Source organism: Actinospineispora spinosispora DSM 44797, from assembly GCF_000429025.1.
GTDB classification, from domain to species: domain Bacteria; phylum Actinomycetota; class Actinomycetes; order Mycobacteriales; family Pseudonocardiaceae; genus Pseudonocardia; species Pseudonocardia spinosispora.
This window is the reverse complement of sequence record NZ_AUBB01000024.1, coordinates 1-19,350: the sequence shown is the minus strand read 5'-3', so window position 1 is coordinate 19,350 and position 19,350 is coordinate 1. Positions and strand designations below refer to the sequence as shown.

The following is a 19,350-nucleotide window of genomic DNA, read 5'->3' as shown; positions in this document are numbered from 1 at the left end:
TCAAGTCGGCTTGAGGTCAAGGGTGCGGTGAATCCAGCGGGTCGTGAACGGGGTGCTCGCCACCGCGAACACGATCGCGATGACCATGAGCCAGACGAACCCGACACCGCCGGCGAGCGCGAGCCCCGCCGAGCCCGCGAGGGTCACGCAGATGCCGTCGACCGACATCGGCACGGCGTAGTCGGTCGCGGCGGAAGAGCTGCGAGCCAGGTCCATCGTGACGGTGGCGATCCAGGTGAGCCGGGCACCGAACACCACCGACAGCAGCACCATCGCCGCCACGGTGAACCCGACCGCTCCTCGTCCGGTCGCCAGCGGCACCAGCCCGGCCAGGGCGACGATCCCGAGAATCCCGATCAGCAGCGCGGACCACACATGCCCGAAGCGGGTGACGGCAACACCGGTGACCAGCGCGGCGACGATCTGCGCCACGAGCGCGAGCGACTGGGCGAGCGCGATGTCCTCCAGCGGCCAGTGCGCGGCGAGCAGCATCGCCGGTTGCGTCGCGGTGGCCAGCCAGTCACCGAGATAGAAGAACGGGATGATCACCAGCGCCCACATCGCCATCCTCGGCCGCCGGAAGAAACCGACGAGCACCGGCCACGTCGGGCCGGCGCGTTCCGCTCTCGTGCCGGGCGGTTCATGCAGCCGGGTGAGCACGATCAGCGGGACCACGAACACCCCGGCCAGAACGAGCACCGTGACGGCCCAGCCCGCGCGGGCGTACAGCAGCAGCGCGCCACTGGAGCCGATCATGATCGACGCGCTCGCGGACGCCATCTGGATCCCGTTCGCCAGCCCTCGGGCGGTCGGCGGCAGCAGCCGCACCGCGAGGCCGCCGAGCGCGGTGTCGTGGAACGCCGAGACGACCAGCACGACGACCATCAGGGTGACCGTCACCGGAAGGTCGGCGACCGGGTCCAGCGGGGTCAGCGCGAGCAGCACCGCGACCAGCACGACCTGCGTCGTGATCAGCCAGGTCCGGTAGGTCGCGAACCGGTCGACGACCGGGCCGATCAGCATGCGGCCGAAGTAGGCGATACCGAGCAGGTTGATCAGCGCGACCGTCCCGGTCGAGACGCCGCCTTCGAGCAGGATCGTGCCGAGCGCGAAGAAGAAGAACGAGAAACCGATGTTGGTCACCAGGTACAGCGATCCGATGACCAGCAGCAACCTCACGCGTACGTCCTTTTTGTTAGGGTCGCCTAAGGAGAGCATTTCAAGTCGGCTTGAGATCAAGCCCTTGCGGAGGATTCGCGCGGATGAACGACGGGTTGGTCGGGATAGGCGAGGCGGCGCGCCGTTTCGGTCTCGCCGAGTCGACGCTGCGGTACTGGGAGGAACGCGGCCTGATCGCCCCCGCTCAGCGCCGCGGCAACTGGCGCCGGTACGGGCCCGGCGAGCTGCATCGGATCGGCCTGATCCAGATGTGGCGCGAGGCCGGGACGATGAGCCTGGACGAGATCGCGCTGGTACTGGCCGGTGACGACGGCGAACGGACCTGGCGCGCGGTGGTCCAGGAGCGCATCGACGCGATCACCCTGCAGCAGCAACGCCTGGAGGCGGCGCGCCAGCACCTGGAGCACCTGCTCACCTGCCCGGACGAACACCCGGCCGACGACTGCCCCTACCTGCGCGAGGCGACAACAGCCGGCCGCCCCTGGGCAATGGTCAACTAGCCCCCTACCCCCTACCCCCTACCCCGCGAGTCGGGCACATCAGCACCGCGAGTCGGGCGCCTCAGCACCGCGAGTCGGGGATTCCGTCCGCGCGAGTCGCTAGATTCCGCCGCGTGAGTTGGTGGATTCCGTGGGGTGGGGTGCTGTCCCTGCAGGCCAGGATCGCGGGGAAAGGTGAAATCTGCGGCGCCTTGTCAGGGGCAGCTTTCTCCGGTGGCGGCTGCGCCGTGCCCGCTGGTGTACTGCGTGGGGCACGGCTGCGCCGCACCCTTTGAGGCGACTTCGCACCAGTGGTCACCACCATCACAACCGTCACAGCTCGCAGAGGGTCATGCTGCGTCGCAGACGCTGCAGTGTCTGCGACGCAGCATCGGGGTCTGCGAGGTGGGCGGAACGGGGTTGCGTGTGCTCAGGTGCCCGACCCGGTGTGCTGTGGTGCCCGACTCGCGGGGAGTGGTGGTGGCTCAGTCGTCGTCGTCATCGTCGCCGTGATGGTGGTGGCTATCGCCGTCGTCGCCGCTGTCATCGTCGTCGTTGTCGCCGTCGTCGTGCTTGTCGCTCTTCGACGCGCTGGCCGCTCCTGGGCCGGGGGCGGCCACGGGGCCGTCCTTGACCTGCACGTGGTCGCCGATCTGCAGGAAGTTGTAGAACGCCTCGGCGTCGGTCAGGCCCAGGTGCACGCAGCCGGCGGATGCGCGCTTCGGGTCGCCCGCGTGGAATGCGATGCCGCCGTCCTCGAAGAACACCGAGTCCGGCATCGGGGCCGGCTTGCCGTTGGGCAGCTTGAACTCGGCCGTCGTGTGCGCCTTGTCCTTGCGGTAGACCCGGAACACGTCGCCGGTCGGGGTCTCCTCGCCCTTCCCGCCGGTGGCGATCGTGACCGGCCCGCGCACGACCTTGCCCGCCTTGATCAGCCAGGCCTTCCGCTTGTTGACGTCCACACACGCGCTCGCGGCCGCGGTGCAGGGGGTGCCGGCGACGGGTGCGGATGTCGCGGCGGCCACCTCGGCCGGTGTCGCGGCGAGCGCGGGGACGGCGAACACGGCACCGACCGCGGCCGTGAGCACCGCGACCCCGCCCGTCACCACCGCGACCCGCGACCGAACCGGACTACCCGTACGGCGATAGCTGGACATCCACAACCTCTCAGGAATTCGTGTGCGGGCCACTCGCCCGCCACCGAGCTCTGGGGAAACTCGGCTTCCACGATGGTTGACGTACGAACCGCCCAGAAGGTTGCTGTACGACGCTGACAGTCAGCTGAGGGACGCGGCGTGTTCGCCAGTTTCCCGGCGAGTCGCTAAGGTTTTCTCAGCTACTGACGAGGTAATAGTGGACCTACACACGATCTTCGATAGGGGCCTTCCCTTGAACCGTTTCTCTCGCATCGGTGCAGGCTCGGCCGTTGTGATCGCCGCCACACTCCTGCCGATGGGTACGGCCTCCGCCGCGACCGCCTCCCCGCACCCGGCCGCGGCGTCGGACAGCTGCGACACACTGCCGGCCCCGCCCGCCTTCGGTCCCCGGGGGCCGAACACGATTCTCCGGCTCGGCGGGTTGCACCCGTGCCAGGCCAGCGCCCCGATCGTGAACGAGGCGGTGCGCGGGCCCAACAAGGGCCACCCCTCCTTCGCCGGCACACACCCGGTCCAGCCCGCCGGAACGCCGATCGTGAACGAGGCGGTGCGCGGACCGAACAAGGGCCACCCCTCCTTCGCCGGCACACACCCGGCACAGCCGCCCGGCACACCCATCGTCAACGACGCGGTGCGCGGACCCAACAAGGCCCACCCCACCTTCGCCGGCACACACCCGGCACAGCCGCCCGGCACACCCATCGTCAACGACGCCGTGCGCGGGGCCAACAGCCAGCCCTCGTTCGGCAACACCGGTGGTCCGGGCGTCATCGCCGCACCTACCGGCTGAGAACCGAGGTCCTGACCGTGTCGCCGGTTCAGGCCGGCGACACGGTCAGGATCATCGTGTAGCCGACCGAGCGCACTCCGGGAAGGCTCCAGTCCAGGTCCTCGAGGATTCGCCCGCGCCCCTCGGCGGCTTCTCGCTCCAGCCAGTGACCGGCCGCGACGAGGGTCGAGGCTTCGGTCAGCGCACTCACCTCCACAGCCTCCGTCCCGTCCTCGTCGGACGTACGGGACACGTGGAACTCGGGCAGGACATCATCTAGCGCGCCATCGACCTGGATCATCGGGTGCGTCGCCTCCACTCGTCGGGATATCGATTACCCACCGGGGTGAGCCGTGCCTAATTGTGCGGGAAAGTTAAGAACTCGCCCACCTCCATCTGGCCATTGATGCGGCCTGATCAGCACTCGTGCGACTGGTGGGAATCCAGGCCGATTCACGGTAGTGCGAGGGTCATCCGTCTGTCGGATACCGACTCATCCCTTTATTGATTCGATCGGCCGATACAGGTCGGCTGTCCCCCGGCCGATGCTTGGTACACGAACGACAGTGCGGCGGGGGGCCGGAGTGACGTACCGCATCGCCGTCGACGTCGGGGGAACGTTCATCGACGTCGTCGTGTGCGACGAGAGCGGCAGGCAGTACATCGACAAGGCGAGCGGTCCGGAGGGGCGCGCCTACGCCGCGGTCACACGCGCGCTCGCACCGATCGCCGGCACTCTCGGTCTCGACGTCGTCGAGCTGCTGCGCGACACCGCGTCCCTCGTCTACACCACGAGCCATGCCACCAACGCGGTCGTCGAGGGCGGCGCGGCACGAACGGCCTTCCTGACCACCCGGGGTTTCGCCGACACCCTGCTGCTGCGCGAGGTCGGCGGTGGCCGAGGAGCACCGCCGTACGTGCCCCGTCACCTCACCTTCGAGATCGACGAGCGGACCGACAGCGACGGTTCGGTGTTCACCCCGCTGGCCGAGGACGGCGTGCTGGAGATCGCGGCGCGGTGCCGGGCGCTGGACGTCGAGGCGATCGGGGTGAGCCTGCTCTGGTCGATCAGCAACCCGGAGCACGAGCTGCGCATCGGTGAGCTGCTCGCGCGCGAGCTGCCCCGGATCCCGGTGACGCTGTCGCACCAGCTCGACCCGGTGCCGCCGGAGTGCATCCGGGCGCACCGCACGGTGGTCGACGCCTCGCTCAAGCCGTTGATCCGCCGGGTTCTCGACACGCTCGCCTCCGACCTCGCCTCGGTCGGGTTCACCGGCATGCTGCTCGGCGGCACCGACCTCGGGGGCGCCTGGCCGGTCGAGCTGGTGACCGAACAGCCGATCCACAGTGTGCGCGGCGGCCCCTCGATGGCGGCCGCCGCGGCGCTGCACGCCTGCCGGTACGGCCCTGAGCTGCTGATCTGCGACATCGGCGGCACCACCTTCGATGTCAGCCTGGTGAGCGGCGGCACCCCCGCCGCCACCGGCACCGGGGCCGTCGACACACGCAGCATCGGGGTCGGCGGTGGTTCGATCGCCTCGGTCGACGACGCCGGGCTGATGAACATCGGTCCGGACAGCGCGGGGTCGTCGCCGGGGCCCGCCTGCTACGGCACCGGTGGCACTCTTCCGACGCTGACCGATGCCGCCCTGGTTCTCGGGTATCTCGATCCGGAGGGATTCCTCGACGGTCGTATGCCGCTGGACGCCGAGGCGGCGCTGGCCGCGTGGGAGCCGGTGGCCGCTGCCCTGGGCCTGGCCGTCGAGGACGCGGCGCGGGGCGCCATGGTGATCGCCGCGCAGCGCGCGGTCACCGAGATCCGGGGGCTCGCGGCGGCGCACGGCGTCGATCCGAGGGACACGACGCTCGTCGCCGGTGGCGGAGCGGCCGGGCTGATCATCGTGGCTCTCGCCCGCGAGCTGGGTTGCGCCCGAATGGTGCTGCCCAGCGTGTCGCCGGTGCTGGCGGCGGCCGGTGCGCTGCACGCCGACGTCATCCGTGACTTCCACACGACCGGCTACACCGAGAGCGACTCGTTCGCCGCCGGTCACATCAACGAGCTGCTGAGCGACATCGAGGACCGCGCCGACCGGTTCCTCGAGAAGGCCACCGCGCTCGGGTCGGTGACCAGCCACAAGGTGTTCTCGGTGCACGCGCGCTACCCGGGTGAGCTGACCGTGCTGCAGACCCGGCTGCCGGTCTCCCGGTTCCGAGGGCTGGCCGGGATCGCGGCGTTGCTCGACTCCTTCCATCGCAACCACGAGCGGGTGCACTCGACGCGGGAGCCGGGGCAGCGGGTGGAATGTCTCGTCTGGCAGGTCCGCGCCGTCGCCTCGCTGGAGAACGGTCCGGATGCGCTGCCCGCGCGCTGGCCGCTGACCCCGGGGACGAAAGTGACCGGGCCGGCCGTCGTCCGTCAGCCGTTCAGCACGCTCGTCCTGCACCCCGGGGACCGGCTCACCATCGCGGACAACGGCGACCACCTGATCAGTCCCGGCCCGGTGCCGGTGTCGTGAGGACCGACCCGATCCTGCTCGCCGTCCTGGCCGACCGGCTGGCCGGCGCGGTCCGTGAGATGGGCCGATCCCTGCTGCGCACGGGCAGCAGCGGCATGCTGGCGCGCGAGTCGGGGTTCTCCTGCGCGGTGACGACCGAGGCCAACGACCTGGTGGCGACCACATCGGCGTCCCCGGGTCAGCTGTTCGGCGCGCAGCTGATGTCGGAGTCGTTGACCGAGCTGCACCCCGATCTCGCGGACGGCGACGCCTACCTGCACAACGACCCGTACCTGGGCAACTCGCACCCGGCCGATCACACGGTGCTCGTCCCGATATTCCACGACGGTGAGCACGTGTTCACCGCGCTGGCGAAGGCCCACCAGGCGGACGCGGGCGCCGCTGACCCGTTCTCCGGCCAGCTCCACACCAGCGACGTCTACCACGACGGCGCCCTGATCTTCCCGTGCGTGCGGATCCAGCGCGACCGGGCCGACGTCGACGACATGGTCCGGTTGTGCCGCGCCCGCATCCGCCGTCCCGACCGTTGGTACGCCGACTACCGGGGCCTGGTCGCCGCCGCCCGGATCGGCGAGACCCGGCTGACCGAGCTGTGCTCCCGCTACGGGGTACGGGTGGTGCGTGACTTCCTCGCCGACTGGTTCGACTACTCGGAGACGCGGATGGCGCACGCCGTCGAACGGCTGCCCGCCGGCACGGTCACCGGCTACGGGGCGCACGACCCGGTCGACGGGGTGCTGCCGGACGGCATCCCGCTCAACGTGACGGTCACCGCCGACCCGGCGGACGCACGCATCACAGTCGATTTGCGCGACAACATCGACTGTGTGCCCGCCGGGTTGAACGAGTCCGAGGCGCGAACGGTGAGCAGCACGGTCGCGGCCGTGTTCGCCTCGCTCGGGCCGGGCATCCCGGCGAACTCCGGGTCGTTCCGCCGGGTCCGGGTCCTGCTGCGGGACAACTGCATCATCGGCCGCCCCGCCTTCCCGCACTCGGTCTCGGCGGCCACTCTCGCCGATCGGCTGGCCGTGACCACGGAGCGGACCATCGCCGACGGATGGGACGGTTTCGGGGCGGGCGAGGCGGCGACCGGGCTCGGTCCCGGCTACGCGGTGGTGACCGGTGTCGACCGGCGACGCGGCCACGAACCCGTCACTGACCAGCTACATCTCGGGTCGCGCAGCAGCGCGGCGACGTCGACCACCGACGGTCTGGTGACCGGCGGGCCAACCGCGCGGGACAGCGTCGAGCTGGTCGAGCTGCGACTCCCGATCCGGGTCGAGGAGGTACGTGTCCGCCAGGACTCCGAGGGCGCGGGGCGTCGCCGGGGCGCCCCTGGCCTGACCGTGCGGTACGGACCCAAATGGGACGAGCTGACCGCGAGCTACACCACCGACGACGTGAGCTTCCCGCCGCACGGCGCCCAGGGCGGCGGCGCGGCCGCGCGCACGGTTCCCTTCCGCTCCGACCGCGATCGGACCGACGAGACGGAGATCGCCCCGATCGGCCGCGTGGAGCTGGCCCCCGGTGAGCTGATCGGCCAACATCACGCGGGCGGCGGCGGGTACGGTGACCCACGGACACGAGAACCAGAACGTGTTCTAGATGATGTGCTCGCCGGCATCGTCTCCATTGACCGCGCCATCGAGATCTACCGCGTGGCCTTTGCCGGCACAGGGGTTCGTGGGACGCTTGTGGTGGATGAGGCGGCAACCGCACGGTTGCGGGGAGCGCCGAACCCGGTCTGACCCGGCCGCATCGGCCGTCGGGCCGACGACAGGGGGCTCGTAGATCGTGGCCAGACCGCCGGGGGCGTTCGACATCGCGGCACTCTCCAGCCGCTTCAGCCCGCTACCCAGCGCGTTCCTCGGGCCGCACGGAATCCAGGTCGCCAGCGGCAGCTTCGCCGAGATGCTGGGCGTACCGCTGAACAACGTGCTCCGCCGCCAGCTCAGCGAGCTGCCGCTGGAGCTTGCGGACGACGGCGATCTGGACGCGGTGACCCGCGGCGGCGGCCGCCACCGGGTGCTCCTGCCGGACGGCCGCTCGATGATGCTGCATGCCGCCGTCGTCCCGACCGCGAAGAGTCACGTGGTGGTGCAGTTCGAGGACCTGTCCGGTTGGGAGGAGGAGTTCCGGGGCACCGCGAACCGGCTGTTGGAGCTGGTGGACAACTTCCCGGCCTTGATGTTCATCAAGGGTCTCGACGGTGAAATGCTCATGGTCAACAAGGGGTGGATGACGGTGTTCGGCCTGCCGCCCGAACAGGTGATCGGCACCGATGACCTCGTCCACTTCCCGCCTGCCGCCGCCAACGCGTACCGGGCCAACGATCTTGAGGTGCTGCGCACCGGTCGAGCGTTGGAGGTCGAGGAGCCGTTCGTCGCGGCCCGTCCGGACGCGGACGTCACCGACGGAGCCTGGTTGTCACTCAAGTTCCCGCTGCTCGACGACGGTGGCAGACCGTATGCGGTCGGGGCGATCTGCACCGACATCAGCCGCCGGAAACGGGAGGAGCGGGAAGCTCGTCAGGCGAGGGACGAGGCGGAGCGCGCCAACCGGGCGAAGGGTGAGTTCCTGTCCCGGATGAGCCACGAGCTGCGCACCCCGCTCAATGCGATCCTCGGGTTCGGCGCGCTGTTGCGGCTGGAGGAGCTCGGCTCCGAGGAGCGTGGGCACGTCCAACGGGTCCTCGATGCCGGCCAGCACTTGCTTCGACTGGTCAATGACGTGCTCGACGAGAGCTGGAGTGACGGGACCGCGCCGGCACCCACCCTCGCCACCGTGTCGGCCGCCTCAGCATTGAGCGAGGCGATCGAGCTGATCGAGCCGATCGCCCGGCAACGGGGCGTCGAGCTGACCGCCGATCTGCCGGAGTCGCGCCACCACCTGCTCGCTGACCCCCGACGGCTCACCCAGGTCCTGCTGAACCTGTTGTCCAACGCGATCAAGTACAACCGCGCGGGCGGAACGGTACGCGCGCGCTGCGAGGTCGGCCGCGCACATCTGCGGTTCCTGATCAGCGACACCGGCCAGGGCATCAGCGGGCGCGACGTCGGTCGGTTGTTCACCCCGTTCGTCCGGCTGGAGCCCCAGAACGCGGTCAGGGAGGGCAGCGGGCTCGGGCTCGCGGTGACCCGCCAGCTCGTCGAGCAGATGGGCGGCACGGTCGGTGTGCAGAGTTCGACGCCAGGGGTCGGCTCGACCTTCTTCGTGGACCTGCCGTCCAGCACGTCACCGGTGGCGGTGCCGCGGGCTCCCGACCCGGTGCCACAGCGCGCGACCGGCTCGTTCGGCACCGACTCCGGCCAGTCCGCGACAGTGCTCTACATCGAGGACACCCAGGCCAACATCGAACTCGTCGAGAAGATCATCGAGCGGATGGGCAGCCTCACGGTGCTGACCGCTACCAAGGGCAGCAGCGGTGTACGACTGGCCAGACAGAACCGGCCCGAGCTGATCCTGCTCGATCTGCACCTGCCCGACATGGACGGCGCCGAGGTGCTGGACCTGCTGCGTGCCGATCCGGTCACCAGCGGAATTCCGGTGATCGTCGTCTCCGCCGACGCGAGTCCGGGCCGGATCGAACAGCTGCGACGCGCCGGAGTCGCCGACTACCTCACGAAACCGCTCGACCTCCTCGCTTTCGCGCTCGCCGTCCGCACCGCGTTGCGGCCAGAGGAGGAGCGTTCGTGAACCAACGACTCCACAACGAGAGACTCTCGCTGATCCTGCTCAGCCTGAAATATGCACCGTTGCCCACCGCGCTGCTGCACTCCCCCGGAATGTTCGCCGCGAGCGACACCTTCGCGTCGGCTCTCGGCATCCCGCCCGACGACGTCATCGGGCGCAAGCTCAGCGAGCTGCCGATCGTGTGGCCCGCCGGTGACGACCTCGACGCGGCCGTACGCAGGGACGGCCGACACCTGGTCCTCGTGGGCGGCGACCGCCCGATGCGGTTGCACGTGCGCATCCTGCCGACGGCCGGCGCCTACTCGGTGCTGCAGCTGGAGGACATGACCGGCAAGGAACGCGAGCTGCGCGGAACCGTGAAGCAGCTGCGCGACCTCGTCGACCACGCGCCCGCCGTCATGTACATCAAGTCGCTGACCGGACGCTACCTGGTGGTCAACCGGTTCTTCGAGAGCTGGTTGGACCGCCCGGCCGACTCGCTGCTGGGTTGTACCGATCACGAGCTGTTCCCCACCGAGGCCGCGCGGGTGTACCGGGCGAACGACCGGCGGGTGATCGCCTCCGGGCGGTCGATGGAGTTCGAGGAGCCGTTCCCCCGGATGGACGGCGTCGATCCGCACGGCGACCGCGCGATGTTGACGATCAAGTTCCCGCTGTTCGACGATCACGGCAGGCCGGTGGCACTCGGCGGTATCTCGACCGACATCACCGACCGCAAGAGAACCGCGAACCAGACCCGCCAGGCGCGGGAGGAGGCGGAACGCGCGAACCGGGCGAAGAGCGACTTCCTGTCCCGGATGAGCCACGAGCTGCGCACCCCGCTCAACGCGGTCATCGGGTTCGGTCAGCTGCTGCGGATGGGTTCGTTGCCGTCCACGGCCTCGGCTCACGTGACGCACATCCTGGAGGCGGGCGAGCACCTGCTGCGACTGGTCAACGAGGTGCTCGACCTCAGCTGGATCGAAGCGGGGGCGCCGGGGCTCGCGCTGGGTCCGGTGCACGCCGCCGTGCCGCTGCGCGAGGCGTTGGAGCTGATGCGTCCGATCGCGCACGAGCAGGACATCGAGCTGACCAGTGACCTGCACGGCGCGCTCCACAGCTACGTGCGCGCCGACCAGCGACGGCTCAAGCAGGCATTGATCAACATGCTGTCCCACGCGATCACCCACAACCGGCCGGCCGGCGCGATCCGGGTGCGGTGCAAGGTCGTCGACGACCACCTGCGGTTCCTGGTCACCGACACCGGCCACGGCTTCCACCCGGACGACGCGGCCCGGCTGTTCACCCCGTTCGCCACGCTCGAGCACAGCGGGCCGATGCCCGGTGCCAGCCTGCTGCGGCACGCGCTGACCAGGCGGTTGGTCGAGGAGATGGGCGGAAGCGTCGACGTCCTGCACACCGCACCCGGCGAGGGGTCCACGTTCTACCTCGAGCTGCCGCTCGCCGAGGAGCCGGCTGCCGGCGACGAGCTGCCCGACTCGGTCGCCGAGCAGCTGATCGGCACCGGGCCGGGGCTGGCCAGGGTGCTCTACATCGAGGACACCGAGGCCAGCCGGGCGCTCGTGGGGAACATCCTCGACCGTATGGGCGGGCTGAGCCTGCTCGCGGCGGCGGGCGGTGAGCTGGGGTTGAGCCTGGCTCGTCAGCACCAGCCCGAGCTCGTTCTGCTCGACCTGAACCTGGACGACGGTGACACCGGGCCCGACGGCGCGGAGGTGCTGCGGCGGCTCCGGTCGGAACCACGCACCAGTACCATTCCGGTCATCGTCGTCTCGGGGGAGGCCGACCCGAGTCGCATCGCCGAGCTCGAAGAGGCCGGCATCGTCGACTACCTCACGAAGCCGCTCGACGTTCTGAACTTCGCACTCGCGGTACGGAAGGCACTGACGCCCTCATGAACAGCGACCCAGCCGACGCTCCGATCCGGGTTCTGGTCGCCGACGACCACCCGGTGTACCGGGACGGACTGGTCCGGCTCTGGGACGACCACCCGCGGATTCGGGTGGTGTCCTCGGTCGGGGACGGCCGTTCCGCGTTGAGCCGGTTACGTCAGTCGCCGCCCGACATCGCGATCCTCGACCTGCAGCTGCCCGACCTCGGTGGGCTGGAGCTGGTCGAGACGATCACCCGGGAGGGCATCGAGACCCGCTCGGTGATCCTCACCGGTTATGTGGACAGCGCAAGCGTCTTCCGGGCGATCGCGGGTGGTGCCCGCGGCTATCTGGAGAAGGCCGCGTCCTCGGACACCATCACCGACGCGATCCTGCAGATCGCGGGCGGTGGCATCGTCATCTCCCCCGGCGCGCAGCTCGGCCTCGCGGGTGAGCTGCGCACCCAGCAGGCCGAGCCCCGCCCGGTGCTGACGAGCCGTGAGCTGGACATCCTGAACCTCGCGGCCGACGGCGGCTCGGCCCAGTCGATCGCCACCGAACTGCACATCAGCGTCGCAACGGTGAAAACCCACCTGCAACACGCCTACGACAAACTGGGCGTCTCCGACAGAGCAGCAGCAGTGGCAGCGGCAATCCGCAGAGGCCTCCTCACGTGAGTGCCCCGTGAGTGGCAAGTGGTCCTACCCCGAAGGGGCGCCGAAGGCGTAGCACCACTCGCCACTCACGACCGCATTTTGGTCGTGAGTGGCGAGTGGCGCTATAGGACCACTTGCCACTCACGGGATCTCCGAACTCAGCCACGCACGGCGGCCGCTACCTGTGCACCCAGCACCCCCGGCGCGGTCGCGTGCGCGAGATGCCCCTCCCCCGCCAACCGAACCACCTCGGCCTTCGGCAAGGCGTCCGCGAACACCGAGAACGCCGTCCCGTAGGGCGCAAGCCCCTCGTTGACCTCCCCCAGCAGCAACGTCACCGGCACCGGGTCGAGAGCCCGATACCGCTGCGCATCCACCCGGAAGTCGTTGATCGCCGCCAGCTCCCGCGCCAACGGCCCGGCAAGCTCCCGCAGGACCGCCCACACCGGCTCCCGCCGCAGATCGGCCACGTACTCCGGGGAGAACCCCGACACGTCCAGGTTGACGATCTCCACGGCCCGATCGAGGTCCCCGCGTCCCAGCGCCTCCCGCAACAACGGAACGGCATGCGGAGCGAACGGAGCGGACACCGGCTCGTACGCGACGACCGACCGCACATCCCCCCGCTCGGCGGCGGTCTCCAACGCGATCAACCCGCCGTAGCTCCACCCGAACAGCTCGACTTCCCCACCGAGGTCGTCGATGACCCGGTGCAGGTCGGAGATCTCGGTCCGGACCGAGTACCTGTCACCGAGCGGCCCGCTGCCGGCCCGGCCGCGACGGTTGAGCGTGATCACCGGGTTGGGCAGGTCGATCGCGTCGACGACGGCCTGCCAGGTCGCGGCGTCCGCCATCACCCCGGGTACGAGCAGCAGCGGCGGGCCCTCGCCGTCTCGTCGGGTCGCGGTGAGCACCGTGCCGTCTCGGTCGAAGTGCATGTCTGGCATGGGGGAACAGTCCTTTCTCTACAGCAGGCCGAGGAGCGGGAGGATGGCCAGGCCGCACACCGTCATGGCGGCGACGCAGCCGATGAACGGCGGAAGGCTCGCCGGCAGCCGCCGCGCGATGGCGGCCGCGAGTGGGGGTCCGGCGAGCGCGCCGAGCACCGGGCCGAGCACGATCGCCGGGACGGTCGCGCCGTAGGCGAGCACGGCGGCCGGGGCGACCGACACGACGGGCACGAACGTCGGGTACCAGCCGTGCCTGGCCCAGCAGCGGCGGTAGACCAGCACGGCGACGGTCGCGGCGAGGGTCTGCGCGGTGAGCATCGCCGGGAGCAGACCGCTGCCGTAGGCGGGGGTCGCCGGGTTCAGCAGGTAGCTCAGCACCGTGCCGGCCACGAGCCCCAGTGTGGCCAGCTCGTTTCCGTAGAACGGGGCTTCGGTGAAGTCGGCGAGCACCCGGCGAACCACCCAGACCGGTCCGTGATGCACCGGGGCCGCCATCGCCGGTGCGGGTGCCGGACGACGCATCCACGGCAGGTGCCGGCACAGACCGAACGCGAGCAGCGCGCCGATCCACATGCTGGTCACGCTGCCGATGACGGCGGGCAGGTGCAGCGGGTAGCAGACCAGGTTGACGATCAGCAGTGCGATCGGTGTGGTCAGCAGCGCGCCGAGCACGGCGCCGGTGAGCGCCACGGCCGTCCCGGCGCCGTAGACCAGCACGATCGCGGGCGGGACCGAGACGAACGGCACGAACGTCGGCTGCCACGCGCCGGTGGCCGGTATCGAGGCGCCCCACACGAGGTTCGACAGCAGCACCCCGAGCGACGCCGATGCCAGCACCCATGGCCACAGCCCGCTGCCGCCGCAGATCGGGAAGCCGGCCCACCGCTTGCCGGCCCGCCAGCCCCGGTGGGCGAGCCACGCGCCGGCGAGCAGCCCGAGCGCACCGATCCCGGACTTGTAGAACTGTGCCTCGGTCAGGTCGCCGAGGCACCACCGCAGGAACTGCGGGACGGTGCGATACGCCTGGTCCTGCCATTGCGCGTAGTCGGGCAGCAGGTGCGGCAGCGAGCCGGTGGCTCTGGCCAGCAGCCAGGCCGACAGGGCGGTGACCCCAACCAGCGCTGTGGCGGCGGCCAGCCGGGCCGTCAGTGCGGACGCGGTCACCGTCGGTGTCCCGGCGATCTCCTCGGTTCGACGAGTCATCGTCGGCTCCGCTCAGCGCGGCAGCGCGTCGCCGCGCCGATATCCCAGCAGTGGCTCGTACAGGTCGGTCCTTCGGTCCCTGGCTAGGTCGTTGAGGTCGTTCCAGATGAGCGCGGACCGGGACGCGACGACGTCGAGCTCGGCGTGCACGATCGCGTCGTCCTCGGCGGACGCGACGTCGCCGAGGGGCCAGCCGTTGCTGCCCGCGATGAGCGAGCAGCCGAGGAACCTGCCGCCGCGCTCCTTGCCGACCCGGTTGGCCGCGATGATCGGGACGTTGTTGACGTGCGCGGCGGTCATCGTCAGGTACGCGGCCATGCAGCGGCCGGACTCGTCGAACAGCGGCGGCGGGGTCCACACCCAGTTGTTGACGCTGCAGATCAGGTCGGCGCCCTGCACGGCGAGGATGCGGGCGACCTCGGGGAACCAGATGTCCCAGCAGATCAGCAGGCCGATCCGGCCGATGCGGGTGTGGAACACCGGCAGACCGAGGTCGCCTGGCTCGAAGATCAGCTTCTCGTGGTTCCACAGGTGCGTCTTGCGGTACTTGCCGATGAATCCGTCCGGGCCGATCAGCACCGCGGTGTCGTAGAGGTCGACGCCGTCGGACTCGGCGACGCCGCCGACGATGTACAGGTCGCGTTGCTCGGCGAGCCGGATCCAGGCCTGCACGGCCGGGCCGTCCGGCACCGGCTCGGCGTGCGCGTACGCCTCGTCCCTGGTCTCGAACCCGTAGCCGGTGGTGGCCAGCTCGGGCAGCACGACGAGGCGCGCTCCTTCGTCGGCCGCCTGGTTGATCAGCTCGACGGTGCGGGTCAGGTTCGCGTCGCGGTTCTCCAGTCCGACCTGGGGGTCGAACTGGACGGCTGCAGCGGCGATCAGGCTGGTGGGCATCGAACGGGTTCCCTTCGTTGGGTTGGTTCTAGAGCTGGTCGGCGAAGTTCAGGAGCTTCTGTTCCTGGCCGCGCGGTGCGACGAGCTGCAGCCCGACCGGCAGGCCGTCGACCAGCCCGGCCGGCACGCTGAGCGCGGGCAGGCCTAGCACGCTGAACGGGCTGGTCAGCGACAGCAGTGCCGCGCGCACGTCGATCGTGGTGTCACCGAGGGGCAGCTGTCTGACGCCGATCGGCGGCGCCGTGATGGGGACGGTGGGCAGCGCGAGCAGGTCGTGCTGCTGCCACAGCAGGTCGAACGCCCGGTGCGCGGCGTCGCGGTGCCGCGCGGCTCGTTCGTAGTCGTCGTGGGTGACGGTGGCGGCGTCGCGCAGCCTGGCGAGCACCTCGGCGTCGAACAGTTCCGGGGCGTCGGCCATCCGCTGCGCGTGGATGCCGGTGGCCTCCCAGCTCTGGATGGCGCGGTAGGACCAGCGCAGCTCCTCGACGAACGGCAGCCGCACCTCCGCCTTGTCGAACCGCGCCAGCATGCCGAGCGCGGTGTCGGTGACACGTGGATCGGTCGGGTGCAGCTGCTCCGGTGACACCCAGCCGATGCGCGGCGCGGGTGTGCTGGACGCCTCGGCGGTGCCGGTCATGAACCGCCAGAACAGTGCGCAGTCGGCGACCGAGCCGGCCAGCACCCCGAGCGTGTCCAGCGACGGGGCCAGCGGAAAGGCGCCTCGGGTGTCGAGCACGCCGTGGGTCGGTTTGAAGCCGACGACGCCGCAGCAGGCGGCCGGCACTCGCACCGAGCCGCCGGTGTCGGTGCCGATGCTCAGCCCGACGACACCGGCGGCGACCGCCACGGCCGCGCCCGCGCTGGACCCGCCGGACATCCGGCCCGGGTCGTGCGGGTTGCGCGCCGGACCGTTCGCGCTTCGGTCACCGGTCGGTCCGTAGGCGAACTCGTGGGTCGTCGTCTTGCCGAGGACGACCGCTCCGCCGTCGCGCAGCCTGCGCACCAGCTCGGCGTCCTCGGTCGGGACCCGGTCGGCGAAGTGCCGCGAGCCCATCGTCGTGCGCAGCCCCCGGGTGTCGAGCATGTCCTTCACCACTACCGGGATGCCGTGCAGCGGACCCCGGTCGACGCCGTCGGCGAGCTCCGCGGCCGCGGTGCGTGCGGCGGCCCGTGCTCCGTCGGCGTCCACGGTGACGAACGCGTTGAGGGCCTGGGCACGGTCGGCGGCCGCGAGGGCGTCCTCGACGAGCGACTCGACCGACACCGTGCCTGCCCGCAGCTGTCCACCCCACTCGGCAACGGTCGCCATCACTGACCTCCTCGATGAGCCCAATCGTTTGGGTATCTCGCGCGGCCGTTCACACTTTCGGCGCCCAAACGTTTGGGCAATCAAAGCCACCACCGCGGCCGCTTGTCAAGACCGTTCGGATGTCTTGACCCGTGCCCGGGCCGGGCAATAGCGTGCTTTAGCTAGTAAGTACCCGCTTCTCTCCTGGAGTGCAGCATGACGTCGACGCAGACGCTGACCGAGCAGAACCGCGCACTCCTGCGTGACTTCTACGACGCCGCGCTTCGCGGCGACATGGCAGCGCTGACCTCGTATTTCACCGATGACGTCGTGGTGAGCGAGCCGGACTTCCTGCCCTACGGCGGCGACTACCGAGGCAGCGAGGGCTTCGCCGCGCTGCTGGCCGCGATGGCCCCGCACGCCGACCTTGCCGGGCTCGTCGTCGGCGAGATCCACGCCGACGGCAACACCGTCTACACGACCATCGGGCTGCCGGACAAACACACCGGCGAACTCGTGGAGCTGATCGAGCGAGCGGACATCGAGAACGGCAGGATCGCCCAGCTGTCGATCTTCGCGCACACCGCGCGCTCGCTCGCCGTCCCGCGCGCATGATCTCGCCAGGGGACCGGCCGGTACCGGCCGAGGCGGACCTGCTGATCGTCGGTTCCGGGGTCAGCGGGGCGGTGGCGGCACTGACCGCGCACGCGCGCGGCCTGCGTCCGGTTGTGATCGAGAAGACCGCGCTGATCGGCGGCAACAGCGCCATGTCCGGCGGGCTGCTGTGGGTGCCGAACAACCCGCTGCAGCGCGAGGAGGGCGTCCCCGACTCGGCCGAGCTGTCCCGCGCGTACCTGGACGCGGTGCTGGGCGATCCGACGCCGCCGTCCTCGGTGGCGCGCCGCGAAGCATTCCTCTCCCACGGCCCGAAGATGCTGACGTTCCTGCGCACCCAGGGCCTGGACCTGCGGCGATGCACCGGCTACAGCGACTACTACCCCGAGCACCCCGGCGGCCTGGCGCAGGGCCGTTCGGTGCGAATGGCCACGTTCGACCTGAACCGCCTCGGCCCGTGGCGCCCGTTGCTGCGCAGACGCAACCTGTTCCCCGGCGTACCGATCCACATGGAGGAGGTCGCGGCGGCGAACGTCGTGACCCGCACCCGCGCGGGTGTCACCACGGTCGGCCGCATCGCCGGTCGGGCGCTCGGCGGCCGGCTGCGCGGGCGACGCCCCGACGGGCTGGGCGCCGGCCTGATGGGCAGCCTGCTGCACGCGCTGGTCCAGCGTGACATTCCGGTGCACACGGAGGTCGCGCTCACCGAACTGGTGCACGACGGCACCGCGGTGACCGGCGCGGCGCTGGCGCTACCCGACGGCACCGCCGCGACGATCCGCTGCGGTGCGGTCCTGCTGGCCAGCGGCGGCTTCAGCCACAACGACGTCATGCGCAAGCAGTACGGGCCCGCGCCGGCGAGCACGGCCTGGACGCTTGCCGGCCCCGGCGACATGGGTGACGGCATCCTCGCCGGTCAGGCCGTGGGTGGCGCGGTGGACCTGATGGACGAGGCAATCTGGATGGGCACCTCGGTGCGCCCCGACGGCACCCGCGAGATGCACCTGTACGACCGCTGCCTGCCGCACAGCATCGTCGTCGACTCGAGCGGCCAGCGGTTCGTCAACGAGTCCGTGGACTACGCCCGGTTCGGCCAGGCGCTGTACCACCGCAACCGTTCCGTGCCCTCGATACCGGCGTGGCTCGTGCTGGACTCGCGCCACCGACGCCGCTACGGCCTCGGCGACATGATCGCCGGGCTGACCCCTCGCACCCTGATCCGCCAGGGCTACCTGCGCCGTTCGGAGACCCTGGAGGGCCTGGCCACGGCGTGCGGCATCGACCCTCCCGGTCTTCGCACGACGGTGTCCCGCTTCAACGACATGGCCGTACGCGGCGTGGACGAGGACTTCCATCGAGGCGACAGCGCCTACGACCGCTACCTGGCCGACCCTCGCACCGTGCCGAATCCGGCACTCGGCACGATCGAGGCCGCGCCGTTCTACGCGGTGCCCTGCTATCCCGGCGACGTCGGCACGACCGGCGGCCTGGTGACCGATTCGAACGCCCGCGTCCTGGACACGTCCGGGTCCGTGATCCCCGGGTTGTACGCCGCCGGGACCTGCGCCGCCACCGTCATGGGCCACACGTATCCCGGTCCCGGCGCTTCCATATCCACAGGGGCCACGTTCGGCTACATCGCCGCACACCATTGCCGCGCCGGCCACTAACAGAATGAATTTGTTTGCAGTAACAATCTTTAAACAGCAACAACAGCCAGTCAGCAGGCACCCAGCCTGCGCCTTTGGCTCGCGGGTCGGGGACCGTCGCCGGGTACGTCGGCGACGCAACCTCCGGGGCTTCAACTTCTCTAAAACTTTCTTCGCTCGAACCCCGGATTTTGCTGCAAAACTGTCAGACCCCCCTGAGACCATAGGGTTATGACCGAAACCGTGCTCCACACCGACACCCCAAACGGGGTCTCGGCGTTGCACGCGTGCGCGGGTCAAGAACTGATCGACCGACTGCAATACGAACGCCACCACATCCAACGCCGCTCCCGCTACAACGAGCTGTACCTCATCTCCCGCCTAGACGCCGAAGGCGAGTTCGCCGAACGCGGAGTCGTCGCCAAAGCCGC

At 70.2% G+C, this 19,350-nt stretch carries 17 protein-coding genes; 10 read left to right on the top strand and 7 right to left on the bottom strand.

The window, feature by feature from the left end:
• On the bottom strand, positions 1-1,179 hold the full coding sequence (locus G406_RS45925; protein ID WP_051341897.1) for an MFS transporter: 1,179 nt from the start codon (positions 1,177-1,179) through the stop codon (positions 1-3).
• Positions 1,180-1,262: 83 nt separating this feature from the next.
• Between G406_RS45925 and G406_RS0109975 the strand changes: the two genes are divergently transcribed.
• Positions 1,263-1,679 carry a MerR family transcriptional regulator gene (locus G406_RS0109975; protein ID WP_028933713.1) on the top strand — a complete coding sequence of 139 codons (417 nt, stop codon included), beginning with the start codon at positions 1,263-1,265 and terminating at the stop codon, positions 1,677-1,679.
• A 464-nt stretch (positions 1,680-2,143) separates the two neighbouring features.
• Here G406_RS0109975 and G406_RS45920 read toward each other — a convergent pair whose 3' ends face one another.
• Entirely contained in the window at positions 2,144-2,815 is a 672-nt protein-coding gene (locus G406_RS45920; RefSeq protein WP_084215934.1) for a L,D-transpeptidase, read from the bottom strand.
• Between the two features lie 295 nt (positions 2,816-3,110).
• Here G406_RS45920 and G406_RS0109965 point away from each other — a divergent pair, with 295 nt between their 5' ends.
• Complete coding sequence (locus G406_RS0109965) at positions 3,111-3,605, top strand: hypothetical protein (RefSeq protein WP_156934765.1); 495 nt, start codon at positions 3,111-3,113, stop codon at positions 3,603-3,605.
• A gap of 28 nt (positions 3,606-3,633) precedes the next feature.
• Here G406_RS0109965 and G406_RS0109960 read toward each other — a convergent pair whose 3' ends face one another.
• On the bottom strand, positions 3,634-3,885 hold the full coding sequence (locus tag G406_RS0109960) for a hypothetical protein (RefSeq protein ID WP_156934764.1): 252 nt from the start codon (positions 3,883-3,885) through the stop codon (positions 3,634-3,636).
• A gap of 283 nt (positions 3,886-4,168) precedes the next feature.
• On the opposite strand from G406_RS0109960, the gene G406_RS0109955 reads away from it, so the two are divergent.
• The 5 genes from G406_RS0109955 to G406_RS0109935 are packed head-to-tail and all read left to right on the top strand — an operon-like array spanning position 4,169 to position 12,341.
• A complete protein-coding gene (locus G406_RS0109955; RefSeq protein WP_028933710.1) occupies positions 4,169-6,100 on the top strand; it encodes a hydantoinase/oxoprolinase family protein in 1,932 nt (643 codons plus the stop codon).
• Entirely contained in the window at positions 6,097-7,848 is a 1,752-nt protein-coding gene (locus G406_RS0109950; protein ID WP_028933709.1) for a hydantoinase B/oxoprolinase family protein, read from the top strand. Before G406_RS0109955 ends, G406_RS0109950 begins: the two co-directional genes overlap by 4 nt.
• A gap of 46 nt (positions 7,849-7,894) precedes the next feature.
• The gene (locus G406_RS53825; RefSeq protein WP_051341896.1) at positions 7,895-9,796 is read left to right on the top strand and encodes a hybrid sensor histidine kinase/response regulator; all 1,902 of its coding nucleotides are present in this window, start codon (positions 7,895-7,897) and stop codon (positions 9,794-9,796) included.
• Positions 9,793-11,691, top strand: a complete 1,899-nt coding sequence (locus tag G406_RS53820) for a hybrid sensor histidine kinase/response regulator (protein WP_051341895.1) — start codon at positions 9,793-9,795, stop codon at positions 11,689-11,691. The genes G406_RS53825 and G406_RS53820 overlap by 4 nt, the downstream gene beginning before the upstream one ends.
• Positions 11,688-12,341 carry a response regulator gene (locus G406_RS0109935; RefSeq protein WP_037075948.1) on the top strand — a complete coding sequence of 218 codons (654 nt, stop codon included), beginning with the start codon at positions 11,688-11,690 and terminating at the stop codon, positions 12,339-12,341. Before G406_RS53820 ends, G406_RS0109935 begins: the two co-directional genes overlap by 4 nt.
• 137 nt (positions 12,342-12,478) lie before the next feature.
• On the opposite strand, the gene G406_RS0109930 is transcribed toward G406_RS0109935, so the two are convergent.
• Genes G406_RS0109930 through G406_RS0109915 form a run of 4 tightly spaced genes read right to left on the bottom strand, consistent with a single transcriptional unit; the run spans position 12,479 to position 16,676 of the window.
• Positions 12,479-13,267, bottom strand: a complete 789-nt coding sequence (locus G406_RS0109930; protein WP_028933707.1) for an alpha/beta fold hydrolase — start codon at positions 13,265-13,267, stop codon at positions 12,479-12,481.
• An 18-nt stretch (positions 13,268-13,285) separates the two neighbouring features.
• Positions 13,286-14,473 carry a hypothetical protein gene (locus tag G406_RS0109925; protein WP_051341894.1) on the bottom strand — a complete coding sequence of 396 codons (1,188 nt, stop codon included), beginning with the start codon at positions 14,471-14,473 and terminating at the stop codon, positions 13,286-13,288.
• 12 nt (positions 14,474-14,485) lie between these two features.
• Positions 14,486-15,367: a nitrilase family protein gene (locus G406_RS0109920; protein ID WP_028933705.1), complete on the bottom strand. Its 882-nt coding sequence runs from the start codon at positions 15,365-15,367 to the stop codon at positions 14,486-14,488.
• A 28-nt stretch (positions 15,368-15,395) separates the two neighbouring features.
• Positions 15,396-16,676, bottom strand: coding sequence for an amidase (locus tag G406_RS0109915; RefSeq protein WP_051341893.1), 1,281 nt, complete (start codon positions 16,674-16,676; stop codon positions 15,396-15,398).
• Between the two features lie 195 nt (positions 16,677-16,871).
• Here G406_RS0109915 and G406_RS0109910 point away from each other — a divergent pair, with 195 nt between their 5' ends.
• From G406_RS0109910 to G406_RS45900, 3 genes are all read left to right on the top strand, one after another.
• Positions 16,872-17,270, top strand: coding sequence for a nuclear transport factor 2 family protein (locus G406_RS0109910; RefSeq protein WP_028933703.1), 399 nt, complete (start codon positions 16,872-16,874; stop codon positions 17,268-17,270).
• A complete protein-coding gene (locus G406_RS45905; protein WP_037075947.1) occupies positions 17,267-18,940 on the top strand; it encodes an FAD-dependent oxidoreductase in 1,674 nt (557 codons plus the stop codon). Before G406_RS0109910 ends, G406_RS45905 begins: the two co-directional genes overlap by 4 nt.
• Positions 18,941-19,150: 210 nt before the next feature.
• On the top strand, positions 19,151-19,350 hold a 200-nt coding region (locus tag G406_RS45900), incomplete at its 3' end, for a hypothetical protein (protein ID WP_037075945.1).